Origin of the sequence: Amycolatopsis sp. cmx-4-83 (genome assembly GCF_046548815.1) — a bacterium.
Classification (GTDB): Bacteria; Actinomycetota; Actinomycetes; order Mycobacteriales; family Pseudonocardiaceae; genus Amycolatopsis; species Amycolatopsis pretoriensis_A.
The window spans coordinates 542983-557584 of the sequence record NZ_JAEBEF010000008.1 but is presented as its reverse complement, the minus strand read 5'-3'; the positions used below and the strand labels follow the sequence as shown (position 1 = coordinate 557584).

The 14602-nt window shown below is 72.4% G+C and carries 18 protein-coding genes; 5 read left to right on the top strand and 13 right to left on the bottom strand.

Annotation, left to right across the window (positions count from 1 at the left end; genetic code table 11):
* Positions 1 to 45: 45 nt before the first annotated feature.
* Positions 46 to 744, top strand: coding sequence for an alpha/beta fold hydrolase (locus ACLJQM_RS27135; protein WP_086864918.1), 699 nt, complete (start codon positions 46 to 48; stop codon positions 742 to 744).
* 3 nt (positions 745 to 747) lie between these two features.
* On the opposite strand, the gene ACLJQM_RS27130 is transcribed toward ACLJQM_RS27135, so the two are convergent.
* Genes ACLJQM_RS27130 through ACLJQM_RS27100 form a run of 7 tightly spaced genes read right to left on the bottom strand, consistent with a single transcriptional unit; the run spans position 748 to position 7400 of the window.
* Entirely contained in the window at positions 748 to 1707 is a 960-nt protein-coding gene (locus ACLJQM_RS27130; protein ID WP_410633238.1) for an NAD(P)H-dependent flavin oxidoreductase, read from the bottom strand.
* Positions 1704 to 3284, bottom strand: coding sequence for an AMP-binding protein (locus ACLJQM_RS27125; protein ID WP_410633237.1), 1581 nt, complete (start codon positions 3282 to 3284; stop codon positions 1704 to 1706). Before ACLJQM_RS27125 ends, ACLJQM_RS27130 begins: the two co-directional genes overlap by 4 nt.
* Positions 3281 to 4033: an enoyl-CoA hydratase/isomerase family protein gene (locus tag ACLJQM_RS27120; RefSeq protein ID WP_247024365.1), complete on the bottom strand. Its 753-nt coding sequence runs from the start codon at positions 4031 to 4033 to the stop codon at positions 3281 to 3283. Before ACLJQM_RS27120 ends, ACLJQM_RS27125 begins: the two co-directional genes overlap by 4 nt.
* A complete protein-coding gene (locus ACLJQM_RS27115; protein ID WP_410633236.1) occupies positions 4030 to 5214 on the bottom strand; it encodes a CaiB/BaiF CoA transferase family protein in 1185 nt (394 codons plus the stop codon). Before ACLJQM_RS27115 ends, ACLJQM_RS27120 begins: the two co-directional genes overlap by 4 nt.
* The gene (locus ACLJQM_RS27110) at positions 5211 to 5930 is read right to left on the bottom strand and encodes an enoyl-CoA hydratase/isomerase family protein (RefSeq protein ID WP_410633235.1); all 720 of its coding nucleotides are present in this window, start codon (positions 5928 to 5930) and stop codon (positions 5211 to 5213) included. The genes ACLJQM_RS27115 and ACLJQM_RS27110 overlap by 4 nt, the downstream gene beginning before the upstream one ends.
* Positions 5927 to 6856 carry a hydroxymethylglutaryl-CoA lyase gene (locus tag ACLJQM_RS27105; protein ID WP_410633234.1) on the bottom strand — a complete coding sequence of 310 codons (930 nt, stop codon included), beginning with the start codon at positions 6854 to 6856 and terminating at the stop codon, positions 5927 to 5929. The genes ACLJQM_RS27110 and ACLJQM_RS27105 overlap by 4 nt, the downstream gene beginning before the upstream one ends.
* Positions 6857 to 6908: 52 nt before the next feature.
* Positions 6909 to 7400: a MarR family winged helix-turn-helix transcriptional regulator gene (locus tag ACLJQM_RS27100; protein WP_360784040.1), complete on the bottom strand. Its 492-nt coding sequence runs from the start codon at positions 7398 to 7400 to the stop codon at positions 6909 to 6911.
* Between the two features lie 100 nt (positions 7401 to 7500).
* Here ACLJQM_RS27100 and ACLJQM_RS27095 point away from each other — a divergent pair, with 100 nt between their 5' ends.
* Positions 7501 to 8841 (top strand): MFS transporter, encoded by a 1341-nt coding sequence (locus tag ACLJQM_RS27095; RefSeq protein WP_410633233.1) that lies wholly within the window; start codon positions 7501 to 7503, stop codon positions 8839 to 8841.
* Here the strand turns inward: ACLJQM_RS27095 and ACLJQM_RS27090 are convergent.
* Positions 8838 to 9716, bottom strand: coding sequence for an RNA polymerase sigma-70 factor (locus tag ACLJQM_RS27090; RefSeq protein WP_410633232.1), 879 nt, complete (start codon positions 9714 to 9716; stop codon positions 8838 to 8840). The genes ACLJQM_RS27095 and ACLJQM_RS27090 overlap by 4 nt on opposite strands.
* 134 nt (positions 9717 to 9850) lie before the next feature.
* On the opposite strand from ACLJQM_RS27090, the gene ACLJQM_RS27085 reads away from it, so the two are divergent.
* Both ACLJQM_RS27085 and ACLJQM_RS27080 read left to right on the top strand, forming a co-directional pair.
* Positions 9851 to 10324 carry a carboxymuconolactone decarboxylase family protein gene (locus ACLJQM_RS27085; protein WP_360784049.1) on the top strand — a complete coding sequence of 158 codons (474 nt, stop codon included), beginning with the start codon at positions 9851 to 9853 and terminating at the stop codon, positions 10322 to 10324.
* Positions 10325 to 10348: 24 nt separating this feature from the next.
* Positions 10349 to 10960 (top strand): class I SAM-dependent methyltransferase, encoded by a 612-nt coding sequence (locus ACLJQM_RS27080; RefSeq protein WP_410633231.1) that lies wholly within the window; start codon positions 10349 to 10351, stop codon positions 10958 to 10960.
* On the opposite strand, the gene ACLJQM_RS27075 is transcribed toward ACLJQM_RS27080, so the two are convergent.
* The 3 genes from ACLJQM_RS27075 to ACLJQM_RS27065 form a co-directional block, all read right to left on the bottom strand.
* Positions 10953 to 11474 carry a sigma factor-like helix-turn-helix DNA-binding protein gene (locus ACLJQM_RS27075; protein ID WP_410633230.1) on the bottom strand — a complete coding sequence of 174 codons (522 nt, stop codon included), beginning with the start codon at positions 11472 to 11474 and terminating at the stop codon, positions 10953 to 10955. The two genes, ACLJQM_RS27080 and ACLJQM_RS27075, sit on opposite strands and share 8 nt — an antisense overlap.
* Positions 11471 to 11680 (bottom strand): hypothetical protein, encoded by a 210-nt coding sequence (locus ACLJQM_RS27070; protein WP_410633229.1) that lies wholly within the window; start codon positions 11678 to 11680, stop codon positions 11471 to 11473. Before ACLJQM_RS27070 ends, ACLJQM_RS27075 begins: the two co-directional genes overlap by 4 nt.
* Before the next feature lie 224 nt (positions 11681 to 11904).
* Complete coding sequence (locus ACLJQM_RS27065) at positions 11905 to 12549, bottom strand: HAD family hydrolase (protein WP_410633261.1); 645 nt, start codon at positions 12547 to 12549, stop codon at positions 11905 to 11907.
* A 158-nt stretch (positions 12550 to 12707) separates the two neighbouring features.
* Between ACLJQM_RS27065 and ACLJQM_RS27060 the strand changes: the two genes are divergently transcribed.
* Entirely contained in the window at positions 12708 to 13442 is a 735-nt protein-coding gene (locus ACLJQM_RS27060) for an ATP-binding protein (RefSeq protein WP_410633228.1), read from the top strand.
* 18 nt (positions 13443 to 13460) lie between these two features.
* On the opposite strand, the gene ACLJQM_RS27055 is transcribed toward ACLJQM_RS27060, so the two are convergent.
* A complete protein-coding gene (locus ACLJQM_RS27055; RefSeq protein ID WP_410633227.1) occupies positions 13461 to 13670 on the bottom strand; it encodes a DUF2188 domain-containing protein in 210 nt (69 codons plus the stop codon).
* A 61-nt stretch (positions 13671 to 13731) separates the two neighbouring features.
* Complete coding sequence (gene couO, locus ACLJQM_RS27050) at positions 13732 to 14598, bottom strand: 4-hydroxyphenyl-beta-ketoacyl-CoA hydrolase (RefSeq protein WP_410633226.1); 867 nt, start codon at positions 14596 to 14598, stop codon at positions 13732 to 13734.
* Positions 14599 to 14602: the final 4 nt, after the last annotated feature.

Below are 14602 nucleotides of genomic sequence, written 5' to 3'. Positions count from 1 at the left end.
TTCGGGGGGCAGAAAGACTGATCGTTCTCTCTCAAGGAGCCAGCCATGAGCAAGCCCACCATCGTCCTGGTCCACGGCGCCTTCGCCGACTCCTCCAGCTGGACCGGCGTCGTGTCGAAGCTGCAGGAGAACGGCTATCCGGTCGTCGCCGTGGCCAACCCGCTCCGCGGCCTCGAGTCCGACGCGGCCTACGTCGCGGACGTCGTCAACGGCGTCGAAGGCCCCGTCGTCCTGGCCGGCCACTCCTACGGCGGCGCCCTGATCACCCGCGCCGCCACCGAGACGCCGAACGTCCGCGCCCTCGTCTACATCGCCGCCTTCCAGCCCGACGCGGGGGAGAGCGTCTTCGAGCTGTCCGGCCGCTACCCGGGCGCCAAGCTCGGCCCGGAAACCACGAACGTCCTGGTGCACGACGGCAACCCCGAGCTGTCGATCAAGCCGGAAGACTTCGCCGAGGTCTTCGCCGGCGACGTACCCGCCGAGACCGCCGCGGTACTGGCCGTCACCCAGCGGGCCGTCGCGCAGCAGGCGCTCGCCGCGCCGTTCGAGGGCACCCCGGCCTGGTCGAAGCTGCCTTCGTGGACGCTGATCGCCAACCAGGACAACGCCATCCCGGCCGCCGCTCAGGAGTTCATGGCCGAGCGCGCGAAGTCGACGGTCCGGCGGATCGACGCCTCGCACGCCGTCGCGGTGTCGCAGCCCGGTGTCGTCGCCGAGGTCATCCTGGCGGCCGCCGCCGAGTGACGCTCAGGTGATCGGCGGGAGTCCGGCGCGCGCCGCCCGGTACTCCCGCACGATCCGGGCCACGATGTCGGCCGCGGGCAGCACGGAATCCACCAGCCCGGCCGACTGGCCCGCTTCGAGCTTCCCCTCGGCGACCTCGCCGTGCAACGCCGCATCGCGCAGCGTGGCCGCCTGGAAAGCCTTGCGCCGCGAGTCTTCCTCGGCGCCGGACTCCTCCAGGGCCAGCATCCGTGCCGTGAAGTCGTTGTCCAGGGCGCGGATCACGCCCAGCCCGTGCCCGACCGTGCGGGTGCCGTCCACCCCGGCCGCGACCACCGCCTCCTTGTACGCGGGGTGCACCGACGCCTCCGTGCTGGCCAGGAACCGCGTGCCGAACTGGGCGGCGCCGGCGCCGAGGGCGAGCACCGCGGCCAGCCCGGCACCGTCCGCGATCCCGCCGGACGCGATCACCGGCGTCGAGGGCACCGCCGCGGCGACCGCGCGGACCAGCACCGACGTCGTCACCATCGCGGGCGGCGGGTGGCCGCCGGCCTCGGCGCCGACGACGACCAGGCCGTCGACGCCGGCGGCGGCCGCCTTCAGCGCGTGCGGCACCCCGGCCACCACGTGCAGGCAGCGCGTCCCGATCCCGTGGAACCGTTCGAGGTACCGGCGCGGCCCGCCCTGCGACGCGATCAGCACCGGCGGCCGGTGCCGCAGCACCAGTTCGATGACCTCGTCGACGCCCGCGCGGTACAGCGGCAGGTTGACCGCCCACGGCCGGGGCGTGCCCGCGGCCACCTCGGTCAGCACCCGGGCCAGGTCGGGCAGCCGCATCGGCCCCGCCGCCACCACGCCGAGCCCGCCCGCGTTCGAAACCGCCACCGGGAGCGCCGAAGACGACGACGCCCACGACATCCCGGCCTGCACGATCGGCAGGTCGATCCCCAGCAGTCCGGTGACCGACGTCGAGATGCGGGTCATGCCCGCTCCAGCAGGGAACGCGCGTGCGCGGCGAGCCGGTTCTTCTGCACCTTCGAACTCGCGGTCATCCCGATCCCCTCGAAGCCCTCGACGATCCGCAGGTGCCGCGGCACCTTGAAGCCCGCCATCCGCGCCCGCGCCCACCCCAGCAATTCCTCCTCGGAGACGCCGGGGCCGGTCAGCACGACGAACGCGAACGGCACCTCGACCAGCCGCGCGTCCGGCACGCCGACGACGGCCGCCTGGCGCACCATCGGGTGCCGGTGCAGGGTGTCTTCGATGTCGGCCGGGGCCACGTTCTCGCCGCCGACGCGGATGATGTCCTTGGTGCGGCCGGTGAAGTGGAACCGCCCGGTCTCGTCGAGCAGCCCGACGTCGCCGGTGGCGAGCCAGCCGTCGGCGTCGATCGTCTCGGCCGTCTTCACCGGGTCGTCCAGGTAGCCGACCATCACGTTCCAGCCGCGCACCAGCACCGCACCGGGTTCGCCGGGCGCGCAGTCGCGGTCGCCGGCGAAGTCGCGGATCCGCACCTCGACGCCGGGTTCGACGGCCATCGCGCCGGACGCGCGGAGCTCTTCCGGCTCCCACCAGGCCGACTGGGCGACGTTCGGCGACGCCTCCGAAAGCCCATACCCCGCAACGCATTCGCGCGCGCCGAGCTCGTCGATGACCCGCCGGATCACGGTCGGCGACGCGGCCACCCACGCGCCGCGCAAGCACAACTCCCGCGATGGCCGCGAGGGGTGGTTGAGCAGCAGCAGCGCGATGGTGTCGTTGCCCGAGAAGTGCGTGCAGCGCTCGGCTTCCAGCAGCCGCAAGGCTTCTTCCGGCTCGAACTTCGGCATCGTCACCAGCGTCGTCGCGTGCTGGATCGACGCCAGCACGGACAGCGTGCTGCCGGCGACGTGGAAGAACGGCCGCGCGGAGTGGAACCGGTCGCCGGGGCGCAGGCCCATCCGCGCGCCGGAGAAGAACGCGTCCGCGCACATGCTGCGGTGGGTGAGCAGGACGCCCTTCGGCCGCGACGTCGTGCCGGACGTGTACTGCACCAGCAGGACGTCGTCGGGAGAGCCGACCGGTGCGGGAGCCGCCGAAGCCGCGGCCAGGAACTCGTCCCACGAAGAAGCGAAGGGAGGAACGTCGTCGCCGAGCACGACGACCTTCTCGAGCGCGGGGAGGGACTCGACGCCGATTTCCCGCAGCATCGCGGCGAAGTCCACGTTGAGCACCCGGGACGCCACGAACAGCATCCGGACACGGGCGTGCTCGAGCGTGTAGCGCACTTCGCCGGCGGTGAACCGGGTGTTGACCGGCACCGCGACCGCGCCCGCCGCCCCGATCGCCAGGAACAGCGCCACCCAGTCCGGGCCGTTGCCGAGGCAGATGCCGACGCGGTCGCCGCGGCCGATCCCGGCGGCGGCAAGCCCGGCGCGGACCCGCGTGACCCGCTCGGCCAGCTCGCCGTAGGTGATCCGCTCGGTGTCCATGACGACGGCTTCGACGTCCGGCGCGAGCAGGGCCGCGCGCGCCAGCACCTCGTGCGTGGTCAGCGGGCAGGCGGTGCGCAGGTCGGTCATCGCGGTTCTCCGTTCCCGGCGGTGAAGCGGGCGACGCCGTCGCGCCAGCCGCCGTCGGCGAGGCACTGTTCGATCGCCGCCAGCTCGATGCGGATCCCGCGGTCGAGGTCGGTTTCCGAGCCGAGGTCGACCGCGCGCTTGGTGAGCGAGATGGCCAGCGGCGGCGCTTTCGCGATGCTCGCGGCCGTTTCGTCGCCGGTCTCGGCGAGCGCGTCCGCCGGGACGACGCGGGTGACGACGCCCAGGTCGGCGGCCTCTTCCGCACCGAGCGGGCGGTTGGTGAACAGCAGTTCCTTGGCCCGGCGCTTGCCGATGGCGCGCTGCAGGCGCTGGGTCGCGCCGACGGTACCCCAGTGCGGCTCCGGGAACCGGAAAACCGTCCCCGACGCGGCCAGCGCGAAGTCGGCGGCGAGCGTGATTTCGCCGCCCGAGCCGACGACCGCGCCCTGCACCAGGGCCACGACCGGCACCCGGCACTGCTCGATGGCGGCGTACGCGGCGAAGGAAGCGACGCGGCGCCGCCGCACCCAGGCGGCGTCCTTGCCGGTGCGTTCCTTGAGATCGGCTCCCGCGCAGAACACCGGCCCGCGCCCGCTCAGGAGCACCACCCGGACGTCGTCGTCGAGCGCCTCGAAGGCCTCGCGCAATTGGTGGCACATCGGCAGGTCCACGGCGTTGCGGGCCTCGGGCCGGGTCAGCTCGACCCGCGCGATCCCGTCTTCGACGGTGACGCGCACGCGCTCGGTCATCGGATCACCCCCGCGGCCCGCAGGCCCTCGATTTCGGCCGGGGCGAGCCCCAGGCCGGCCAGGACGTCGTCGGTGTCGGCGCCGAGCCGGGGCGGCGTGCCCACCGACGTCGGCTCACCGCCAGTCTCACGCAGGGGCGTCCGCAGCGCCGGGAACGTCCCCTCCGCCGGGTGGGTGAACTCGCCGACGACGCCCCGCGCGACGGCGTGCGGATCGGCGAGCGCTTCCCGCACCGAGCGGACCGCACCGGCCGGGACCTCGGCCGCGCGCAGCTCCTTCACGAGCGCGTCCCGGTCGTGCCGGGCGATCGCGCCACGCAGGGCCTTCATCACGCGGGCGCGCTGTTCGACGCGGCCGGAGTTGCCCCGCAGCACCGGATCCGCGGCCAGGTCGTCGAGCCCGAGGACCGTGCACAGTGGACCCCAGTGCTGGTCGCTGCCGCTGATGTGCAGCCATTCCCCGTCCCCGGCCTGGAACGCCGCCGACGGCACGCGGCCCGGGTGCTCGGTGCCGGTGCGCACCGGGTCCTCGCCGAGCGCGAAGAGCCGGGCGGCGTTGAGCGCGTGCAGGCTCAATTGGACGTCCATCATGGACACGTCGAGGTGCCGGCCCCGCCCGGTCGCCGCGCGCCCGGCCAGCCCGGACAGCACGGCGATGACCACCCAGAGCCCCGAAGTCAGGTCCGCCACCGGGATCCCGGTCTTCGACGGCGGCCCGTCGGGCTCGCCGGTCATCGCCATCACGCCGGACAGCGCCTGGAAGACGGTGTCGTAGCCCTTGCGGTCGCGGTCCGGGCCGGTCTGCCCGAACCCGGTCGCGGACACGTAGACCAGGTCCGGGCGCGCCAGGTCCGCGTACCCGAGGCCCATGCGGTCCATCGCGCCAGGCAGGAAGTTCTCGACGACGACGTCGGCTTCGGCCGCCAGCTTCCGCGCGACCTCCTGGCCGCGCGGGTCCTTGAGGTCGAGCGTCACGGACTTCTTGCCCCGGTTGAAGGCGAAGAAGTACGCGCTTTCACCGTGCGGCAGCCGGGGTTCGAAGCCGCGGGTCTCGTCGCCGGTGCCCGGGCGTTCGACCTTGACGACGGTCGCGCCGAGCTCGGCGAGGATCTGCGTGGCCAGCGGCGCGGCGAGGACGCGGGAGAAGTCGAGGACGGTGATCCCGGCCAGCGGGCCGGTCATCGGCGGAACCCCCGCATCAGCGCGTTGACGTCCTGCCCGGCGCGCATGGCGGCGTCGGCCGGCAGGTCGGCGACGCGGTAGAAGAGGTCCTTCGCGGCGGCGATCGCCCGCGGTTCGACCTTCGCCCAGTGCTCGGCGATCGCCAGCGCGGCGGGCAGCACTTCGGCGGGGTCGACGACCCGGTTGACCAGGCCGTGCTCGAAGGCTTCGGCGGCGGCGAGCAGGCGCCCGGTGCTGACCAGCTCGAACGCGAGCTTGCGGCCGAGGTGGTGCACGAGCCCGGTCATCACCAGCGCCGGGACGATCGAGTGCTTCAGCTCGGGGTAGCCGAACTTGAGGTCGGTGCCGGCGACGACCATGTCGGCCCCGATGGCGAGCCCGGCGCCGCCGCCGACCGCGGCACCGCGCACGGCCGCGACCACCGGGATCCGCAGCTGTCGCGCCTGCACCTGCAGCTTCGCGGTGAGCGCGGCGCGTTCCAGGACGGCGTCGGCGTGCTCGGGCGTCAGCTCCGAGAACTCGCCGAGGTCGGCGCCCGCGCAGAAGCCGCGGCCGGCGCCGGTGAGCACCAGTGCGCGGATGTCGCGGTCGGCGTCGGCCGCTGAGAAGGCTTCGCTCAGCGAACGGGTGAGGGCCGTGTTGAGGGCGTTGAGCTTCTCGGGCCGGTTCAGTGTCAGGACGCGGACGGCGCCGTGGTCCTCGGCGATGACGGTCACGGGGTCTCCTGGTTCGGGGTCGGGGTGAAGCCGGCGCGGGCGACCATGCTGTGCAGGGGACGGCCGAGAGCTTCTTCGCAGGCGGCGGACGCCTTGGCGAGCTGGTCGAGGTCGATGCCGGTGTCTACGCCCATCGCGTCGAACAGGCTCACCAGGTCCTCGGTGCAGACGTTCCCGGTGAGGCCGGCGCCGTAGGAGATGGCCGACGGGTGGCCGCCGACGCCGCCCATCGCGGTGTCGAAGTTCCGGCAGCCGGCGTCGAGGGCCGCGACGGCGTTGGCGATGCCGGTGCCGCGCGTGTTGTGGAAGTGCGCGACCACCGGCACCGCGGGGTCCAGCCGGGCGAACAGCGCGCGGACCGACGGCGGGGTCGCGACGCCGGTCGTGTCGCCCAAGGTGACCAGGCCGGCGCCGAGGTCGGCGAACCGGGCGACGTCCTCGGCGACGCGGCCGGGGTCGACCGCGCCCTCGAACGGGCAGCCGAACGCCACCGACACCACGCCGACCAGCTTGAAGCGGCCGCCGGCCAGTTCGACCATCTCGGTGACGCGCTCCCACTGCCCGGCTCTCGACGTGCGCAGGTTGCGTTCGGTGTGGCTTTCGCTGGCCGAGACCAGCAGGCTCAGCTCCTCGGCGCCGTGCCCGGCGTCGAGGTCGGCCAGCGCGCGCCGCACCGCGCGCGGGTTGGGGCAGGTCGCCTTGAACCGGACGCCGGGGCGGCGCCGGATCCGCGTCAGGACCTCGGAAGCGTCGGAAAAGCCGGGCACCCGCCCGGGATGGCTGTAGCTGGTCGCCTCGATGCGCCGGAACCCCGCGTCCGCGAAGGAATCGAGCAGCGCGACCTTCGTCGCGGTCGGCACGAACTCCGGCTCGTGCTGCAGCCCGTCGCGGGCGAAGCACTCGCAGAGCGTGACGGCGTCGGACATCGGGCCACCTTTCGTTCGGTGGCCCCAGATCTACGCGGCCGTGTTGACAAAGTCAACAGTTGGTGTCGCCGGGGTGGGCGCGCTCACGCTCCTCGACGGCCAGTGCGAGGTCGGCGAGCTTGTCCAGCGCGCCGCTCAGCGTCGCCGCCTCTTCCGGGGTCAGCGCGGCCAGGAACTCGGCGTCGCGCTCGTTGGCCGCGGTGATCAGGCCGCGGTAGACGCGGGTGCCTTCGGTGGTCAGGGCCAGCTGCGACGTGCGGCCCGACCCGGCCGTCCGGTCCACCAGGCCGCGCTCGGTCAGGCGGCTGACCACCCGGCTCATCTGCGCTTTGTCGAGCCCGGCGCGGCGGGCGAGCCGGTTGAGTGTGAGGGTGGGGTCGGCGGCGATGAGTGAGATCGCCCGCCATTCGCCGAGGCTGACGTCGAACTCCCGCCGGTAGCGCAGCGCGGCGCTGCGCGACATCGCCGACGACGTGCGGGAGAGCCGGTAGGAAAGGAGTCCCGAAATGGGCACGAGGTCTCGGCCGTCCGCGCGTTCCGCCATGCCGGTCATCGTAGCCGTTGCCGACCAGGTGTTGACAAACTCAACACTGGATGCCGACACTGCTGCCGCACGCCCCGCCTGACGAAGGAGTCGAGTAGCGATGGCCGAACAACCCGCCGTCACCGGACGGCCCCCCGCGGTGGGTGACGCCGAACGCGCGTCGACCTACCGGACCATCGCCCTGCGGGTCATGCCGCTGCTCGTGGTCTGCTACGTGGTCAGCTTCATCGACCGGACGAACATCGGCATCGCGCAGCAGGGCCTCAAGCGCGACCTCGGCTTCGGCTCGGCGGTCTACGGGCTCGGCGTCACGCTGTTCTTCGTCGGGTTAATCCTCTTCGAGGTCCCCAGCAACGCGCTGCTGGCGAAGATCGGCGCCCGCAAGACGCTGGTCCGGATCATGGCCACCTGGGGCGTGGTCACGATCGCGACCCTGTTCGTCCAGGACGAGCTGACGTTCTACCTCGCGCGGTTCCTGCTCGGCGTGGCCGAAGCGGGCTTCTTCCCGGGCGCGCTCTACCTGCTGTCGCGGTGGTTCCCGTCCGCGCGCCGGACCCGGATGACCGCTGTGTTCTTCATCGGCGTCCCGGTTTCCGGGGTGCTCGGCTCGCTCGTCTCCGGCTGGATCATGCACTCGCTCGGCGGCGTCGGCGGCCTGGCCGACTGGCAGTGGCTGTTCCTGATCGAGGGCATCCCGCCGATCCTGCTGGCCGTCGCGGTCGCGTTCTTCCTCGCCGACGGGCCCGAGCGGGCGAAGTGGCTGACGCCGGCGCAGAAGGCGCTCGTGCAGGCCGACCTCGAAGCCGAGCGGACCGCGAAGGCGGACACGGCGGAACGGCACGGCGGCATGCTCTCGGCGTTGCGCGACCCGAAGGTCTGGATCCTCGGGCTGTGCGCCTGCGGGGCCTACACGCTGGCCAACGCCGTCTCGTACTGGACGCCGCGGATCATCGCCGAGGCCGGCGTCGGCGACGTGCTGAACCTCGGCTTCTTTTCGGCGATCCCGCCGCTGCTCGGCATCGCGGTGATGCTGCTGGTCGGCCGCCACTCCGACCGGACACTGGAACGCCGCTGGCACGCGGCGGTCAGCTGGCTGGTGGCGGCGGTGGCGATGCTGGCGCTCGCGTTCTCCGGCGGCAGCGTCCTGGTGGTGGTCATCCTGCTCGCGGTGATGGCGGCGGCCCACTACTCGGGCCTGACGGTGTTCTACTCGATCCCGTCGATCTACCTGACCGACCGCGCGGCCGCGACGGGCATCGCGGTGGTGACGTCGATGGGCTCGTTCGCGGCCGCGGCTTCGCCGTCGTTGCTGGGCTTCATCCAGTCGGCGACGGGGAGCCTGTCGCTGGGGCTGGTGATCAGCTCGGGGATCGTGCTGCTGGCGGTCGGGGTGCTGCTGGCCGGGGTGAAGGCCGCGGACCTCAAGGAGAAGCACCGCTAGCGGCGCAACGTGGTCTCTTCGTCCAAACGGGACAGTTTCGCCGGGTTGCGCACCGCGTACAGGCCCGTGATCAGGCCGTCGTCGATGCGCAGGGCCAGGACCGTGTCGACTTCGCCGGCGCGGCGCAGGACCAGGGCCGGGTGGCCGTTGACCTGCGCCGCGCTCAGCGTTCCTGTCGCGAAGTTGCCGATCTCCGCCGTGAGCAGGCTGGCCACCGCGGCCGCACCCGTCACCGGGGCCGGGACGGCCTGGACGACGCCGCCGCCGTCGCCGAGGAAGACCACGTCCGGGGCCAGGATCTCCAGCAGCCGCCGGAGGTCGCCCGTCTCGACCGCGTGCCGGAACGCGTCGAGGGCGTCGCGGGACGTCGTGGGGGAGACCGGGCCGCGCGGCCGGCGGGCGGCGACGTGCGCGCGGGCGCGGTGCGCGATCTGGCGGACCGCCGGCGCGGTCTTGCCGACGGCTGCGGCGATCTCCTCGTAGCCCAGGTCGAACACCTCGCGCAAAACGAACACCGCGCGCTCGGCCGGCGTCAGCGTCTCCAGGACCATCAGCATCGCCATCGAGACGCTGTCGGCGAGTTCGACGTCTTCGGCGACGTCGGGCGCGGTCAGCAGCGGCTCCGGCAGCCACGGGCCGACGTAGGACTCCTTGCGCCGGCCGAGCGTCCGCAGCCGCATCAGGGCCTGGCGGGTGGTGACGCGCACCAGGTACGCGCGCCGGTCGCGCACCCCGGCCAGGTCCACGCCCGCCCAGCGCAGCCACGTCTCCTGCAGCACGTCTTCGGCGTCGGCCGCCGACCCCAGCAGCTGGTAGGCGACGGTGAACAGCAGGTTCCGGTGGGCGAGGAACGCCTCGGTGGCGGCGTCGGCCATGCGGCTCCTCCTTTCGCTCGCTTTCCCACCGGATGCTCGCCGGGGCCGAGGTGTGACCGTGACGGTCGTCACTGTCACGGGACCGGCGGCCCCGGCATCTCCTGGTCGTCCGGTTCCGACGGAAGGACGAGACCATGGAACCCCGCTTCAGCCTGACCGACAACGAGATCGGCGCCGAGTTCGCCCGGCGGTTCGGCGCCGCGAGCCAGGCGATCCTCCGGTCGCCGCTGCCGAAGACCACCCAGGAGCTGGTGTCGCTGCGCGTCAGCCAGATCAACGGCTGCGGGTGGTGCGTCGACGTCCACACCAAGGAGCTCGCCGCCGCCGGCGAGGAGGCGGTCCGGGTCAACCTGGTCGCCGCCTGGCGCGAAGCCACCGTGTTCACCGAGGCCGAGCAGGCGGCACTGGCGCTGGCCGAGGAGGGCACCCGGATCGCCGACGGCGCGCCCGGCGTCTCCGACGACACCTGGGAACGGGTGCGCAAGCACTACGACGACGACCGGACCGCCGCGCTGGTCGCCCTCATCGCGCAGATGAACTCGGCCAACCGGCTCGCCGTGATCGTGCACCGGAAGGGCGGCTCGTACGAGCCCGGCATGTTCGGCTGACGCGTTCGTGCTTCGCTGAGGGGCATGGCGAAGACGCAGCGGTGGCGGCGGTACTGGGACCGGAAGTCCGCGACGTACGACGCGGAGATGGCCGGCTGGGACCGCCGCCTCTTCGGCGACTCGCGCGAGTGGGCGTGCGGCCAGGCTGGCGGCGACGTGCTGGAGGTCGCCGTCGGCACCGGCCTCAACCTCCCGCACTACCCGGCGGGGGTGCGGCTCACCGGCCTCGACCTCAGCGTGGGCATGCTCGCGATGGCCCGCGCCCGCGAACCGGCCCGCCCGGTGACGCTGCGCCAGGGTGACGCCCACCGGCTGCCGTTCGCCGAGGCGTCTTTCGACACGGTGGTCTGCACGTTCGGCCTCTGCGCGATCCCCGACCCCGCGGCGGCGGTGGCGGAGATGACGCGGGTCCTGCGCCCGGGAGGCCGGCTGATCCTGGCCGACCACGTGGTGTCGACGTCGTGGCCGGTGCGGGTGGTGCAGTGGCTCCTGGAGCTGGCGAGCGTTCCCTTGGCAGGCGAGCACTTCCGGCGGCGGCCGCTGGTGCTGGTGGCGGCGGCCGGGCTGACGGTGGAGCGGCAGGAGCGGTTCAAGCTGGGCTTGGTGGAGCGGCTGGTGGCGAGGAAGGTCAGCTGATCGCCTTCCGCAGGCGGTACGAGGCCTGGCGGCACGCGTTGGAGCAGTAGTGGCGCGGCCGGCCGAGGTCGGACGTCGCTGAACGTGTCGGCGTGACGGGGCACGGGCACATCGAGCAGAGCATCGACCCCGGGGCCAGCTCGAAGTAGCCGTGACGCGCACAGTGACCGAGCTCCACGGCTTCGGTCCCTCCCATGATCTCCCCTCGCACCCGGTCCGGAACGACAGCTTGATCCGAGTCGAGGTAGTCACGGAGAACGCCGGAGCGCGACGGGTGGCGCAGTTGCCGGAGGGCTGCTGCTTCAAGGCGCGACACGTCGGCCAGGCGCAGGGAAAGGATCGCCGCTGCCTCGGCACGGGAACGGGGAATGTTGTCGCGCAGGCCGAACCGCAGAACGATGATTTCGGCCTGCCTTGCCGACAACGTGGCCAGGGCGGACTTGAGCTGCTCCAGAGCGAGGACCGCGTCGAGGCGGCGGCTCCCGTCGACCACGGTCACCCGTCGGCGCGTCATGGCTGTGCCTCCTGCTCGTCGTCTTCAGCATCGCTTCTGAGCCGAGGCGCACGGCGGCTGTTCAGCCTGCGGAAAACCTGGGTCGCCTCGGTGAAGATCTTCGGCACGTCTTCAGATCGTGCCTGGCACAGGGCCACGATCGACACCACGCCGAAGATCGCGATGAGCAGCAGCATCGGTGACAGGTAGATGAGCAGCGTCAGCATGGCGACCTCCGGGCACGACGAAATCGCCGGACTCACCCGGCGGAAATGGGCAGAAAAAAAGCCCCGGCCGGATCGGCCGGGGCTGGTGGGCACACCAATGCCCGAACTGCGACCAGATTAGCACAGCGAAAACGGCTGAGTCGTGCAGGTTCTGCTCTGGTCGGGAAGCCGAGGGGGCAGGACGTGGTGTCCTACCCCACTTTCGTAACGCGCCGCCCGCAAGCTCAGCCGAGCAGCACGCTCTCCTCCAGCTCCTCCAACAGCGCAGCAGCGTCGTCGTAGACCGCGACTGCGCCGGCCTCCGTCAGTTCCGCCGCGCTCACGCCGCCCGAGCGGACCGAGACCGTGCGCACGCCCGCCTTCGTGGCCGCGTGGACGTCCCACACCGCGTCGCCGACGAACACCGTCTCCTCCGGGCGGGTTCCGGCGCGCTCGAGGGCCGCGAACACCGGCTCCGGGTCGGGTTTCGTCGCGTCGACGTCCGCGCCGGAGACGATGCCCGTGACCACGTCGTCGACGTCGAGGACCTTGCGCAGCACCGACAGTTCGTCCGAGCCCGCCGACGTCGCCAGCACCACGCGCACGCCGCGGCCGGCCAGGGTGCGGAGCAGCTCGGGGGCGCGGTCGAACGGGCGCAGCAGCTCCGCCGTCTCCAGGTAGAAGCGACTGTGGAGCTCCTTCGCCCGGTCGCCGATGCGGTCGGCGTCCTCCTCGCCCAGCAGCGTGCTCAGCAGCTTGCCGGACCCCTTGCCGATCGCCCGGTGCACGCGCCACGAGTCGACGGCGCGGTCGAGCTCGGCGAACGCGCGGTGCCAGGCGTGGACGTGCAGGTAATTGGAGTCGACGAGCGTGCCGTCGACGTCGAACAGGACCGCGGTGGCGATGGCAGGCTCCTCACGTCGATGAGTTCCTCCGGGTACCCCCGCCCGGTTCGATCTACACGCCGGGTGGAACGGGATCGTCGCGTTTGACGGGTTCCGCAGCGGTTACCCGATCAGTCGAGACGATGGCGAGGAGGTGGTCCGCGATGCTCGCCCGCCATTCATCGGTGTGGCTCATCCCGCGGCACGGCACGGTCGCCACAGCTTCGGTCGGCGGGGTGCTCGACTGCACGACCTATTCGAGGTTGCGCGACCGGCTGCTGGAGTTCGCGGCCGACGCTCGCGACGGCGTGGTGATCGACATCGACCGCCTCGAACTGCGTGACCCGGCGCTGGTGCGCGTGTTCGCGCTCGTCGCCCTCCGGGCCGGTGACTGGCCGGCGGTTCCCTTCGCGCTGGTGACCGACCGGCCGGAGCAGCGCGCGGTGCTGACCGCGCGAGCCGACCGGAACGTGCCCGTGTACCGCGATCACGCCGCCGCCCAAGCCGCGCTGGCACGACCGTCGCGGCGGCGGGCGGGGAAGGCGCTCGACCGGTCGCCGCGCACTTCGGTGCGGGCGCGCGGGTTCGTGGAGGGCGTGTGCGCGGAGTGGCTGGTGCCCGAACTGGCCGAGGACGCCGTCCTGGTCGCCACGGAATTCGTGGAGAACGCGCTCCGGCACACCGATTCCGCGCTCCGGCTGCGGATCGAGCTGCGCCGCGACGGGCTGGGTGTCTCGGTCTCCGACGGGAGCGAGCGGCCCGCCGTGCTGCGCGAGGGACTGGACGTCCTCGAGACCGGGCTCGGCCTGCGGCTGGTGTCCAAAGTCGCGAAGCGGTGGGGGAGCAGCCGGCTGCGCTCCGGCGGCAAGGTCGTTTGGGCGGTGCTGGCCCGACGCTGATCAGTCCGTTGTGGACGGTCAGGGCCGGGGCCGGTAGTCGCGTTCGGTCTCCACTTCACCCTGTGGTGTGTGCACGACGTGGCCGACGCGGCGCTTCTTCGCGATCTGCCGTCCGGCCAGCACGGCGTCGACCCGGCGGGGGGACGTGTTGGACGCCCGCGCACCCCCTTCGATCCGGTTCTTCCACAGGCCGTCCTCGAAGTAGGTGTGCACGTCCCCGACCGCCACGACGCCCTCCGATCGAAAGAGTCCGGACGGAACGGGTGCCCCGGTGCGGCGCCGGCAAACGTCAGGCCAGGCCGAGCACCCTGATCGCGTTGTCCTTGAGGATCAGCGGCCGGACTTCGTCCTTGAGGTCGAGGGCGGCGAAGTCGGCGAGCCAGCGGTCCGGGGTGAGCACCGGGAAGTCCGAGCCGAACAGGACCTTCCGCTTCAGCAGCGAATTCGCCGCGCGCACCAGCTGCGGCGGGAAGTACTTCGGCGACCAGCCCGACAGGTCGATGTACACGTTCGCCTTGTGCGTCGCGATCGAGATCGCCTCGTCCTGCCACGGCACCGACGGGTGGGCCAGGATGATCGTCAGGTCCGGGAAGTCCGCGGCGACGTCGTCGAGCAGCATCGGGTTCGAGTAGCGCAGCTTGATGCCGTGCCCGCCGGGCAGTCCCGCGCCGATCCCCGTCTGGCCGGTGTGGAACAGCGCCGGCACGCCCAGCTCCCCGATCGCCTCGTACAGCGGGTAGAACCGCACGTCGTTCGGCTCGAACGCCTGCAGGCTCGGGTGGAACTTGAACCCGCGCACCCCGTGCTCGCCGACCAGCCGCCGCGCGCGGGTGACCGCGGCCTTGCCGGCGTGCGGGTCGACCGAGCCGAACGGGATGAGCACGTCCGGGTGTTCGCGGGCCGCGTCGGCGATCTCCTCGCTCGAGAGCGCCGGGTGCCCGGTGGCGGAGGGCGCCTCGACCGTGAAGACGACGGCGGCCATGTTCCGCGCCCGGTAGTGTTCGGCGATCGCGGTCACCGTCGGGGTGCGGTCCTGGCCGGCCCGGAAGTACTTCGCGGACGCGTCCAGGAGCTCCTGGTCGAGGGCGAAACAGCCGTGGCCGTCTTGTTCGACGTGGGTGTGCACGTCGATGGCGGTCAGTGCGGAAAGGTCCACGGAA

Excerpts from the sequence above, each read along its gene's own strand:
- ACLJQM_RS27135 (WP_086864918.1), top strand. The coding sequence starts at position 46 with ATGAGCAAGCCCACCATCGTCCTGGTCCACGGCGCCTTCGCCGACTCC.
- ACLJQM_RS27130 (WP_410633238.1), bottom strand. The coding sequence starts at position 1,707 with ATGACCCGCATCTCGACGTCGGTCACCGGACTGCTGGGGATCGACCTG.
- ACLJQM_RS27125 (WP_410633237.1), bottom strand. The coding sequence starts at position 3,284 with ATGACCGACCTGCGCACCGCCTGCCCGCTGACCACGCACGAGGTGCTG.
- ACLJQM_RS27120 (WP_247024365.1), bottom strand. The coding sequence starts at position 4,033 with ATGACCGAGCGCGTGCGCGTCACCGTCGAAGACGGGATCGCGCGGGTC.
- ACLJQM_RS27115 (WP_410633236.1), bottom strand. The coding sequence starts at position 5,214 with ATGACCGGCCCGCTGGCCGGGATCACCGTCCTCGACTTCTCCCGCGTC.
- ACLJQM_RS27105 (WP_410633234.1), bottom strand. The coding sequence starts at position 6,856 with ATGTCCGACGCCGTCACGCTCTGCGAGTGCTTCGCCCGCGACGGGCTG.
- ACLJQM_RS27100 (WP_360784040.1), bottom strand. The coding sequence starts at position 7,400 with ATGGCGGAACGCGCGGACGGCCGAGACCTCGTGCCCATTTCGGGACTC.
- ACLJQM_RS27095 (WP_410633233.1), top strand. The coding sequence starts at position 7,501 with ATGGCCGAACAACCCGCCGTCACCGGACGGCCCCCCGCGGTGGGTGAC.
- ACLJQM_RS27090 (WP_410633232.1), bottom strand. The coding sequence starts at position 9,716 with ATGGCCGACGCCGCCACCGAGGCGTTCCTCGCCCACCGGAACCTGCTG.
- ACLJQM_RS27085 (WP_360784049.1), top strand. The coding sequence starts at position 9,851 with ATGGAACCCCGCTTCAGCCTGACCGACAACGAGATCGGCGCCGAGTTC.
- ACLJQM_RS27080 (WP_410633231.1), top strand. The coding sequence starts at position 10,349 with ATGGCGAAGACGCAGCGGTGGCGGCGGTACTGGGACCGGAAGTCCGCG.
- ACLJQM_RS27075 (WP_410633230.1), bottom strand. The coding sequence starts at position 11,474 with ATGACGCGCCGACGGGTGACCGTGGTCGACGGGAGCCGCCGCCTCGAC.
- ACLJQM_RS27070 (WP_410633229.1), bottom strand. The coding sequence starts at position 11,680 with ATGCTGACGCTGCTCATCTACCTGTCACCGATGCTGCTGCTCATCGCG.
- ACLJQM_RS27060 (WP_410633228.1), top strand. The coding sequence starts at position 12,708 with ATGCTCGCCCGCCATTCATCGGTGTGGCTCATCCCGCGGCACGGCACG.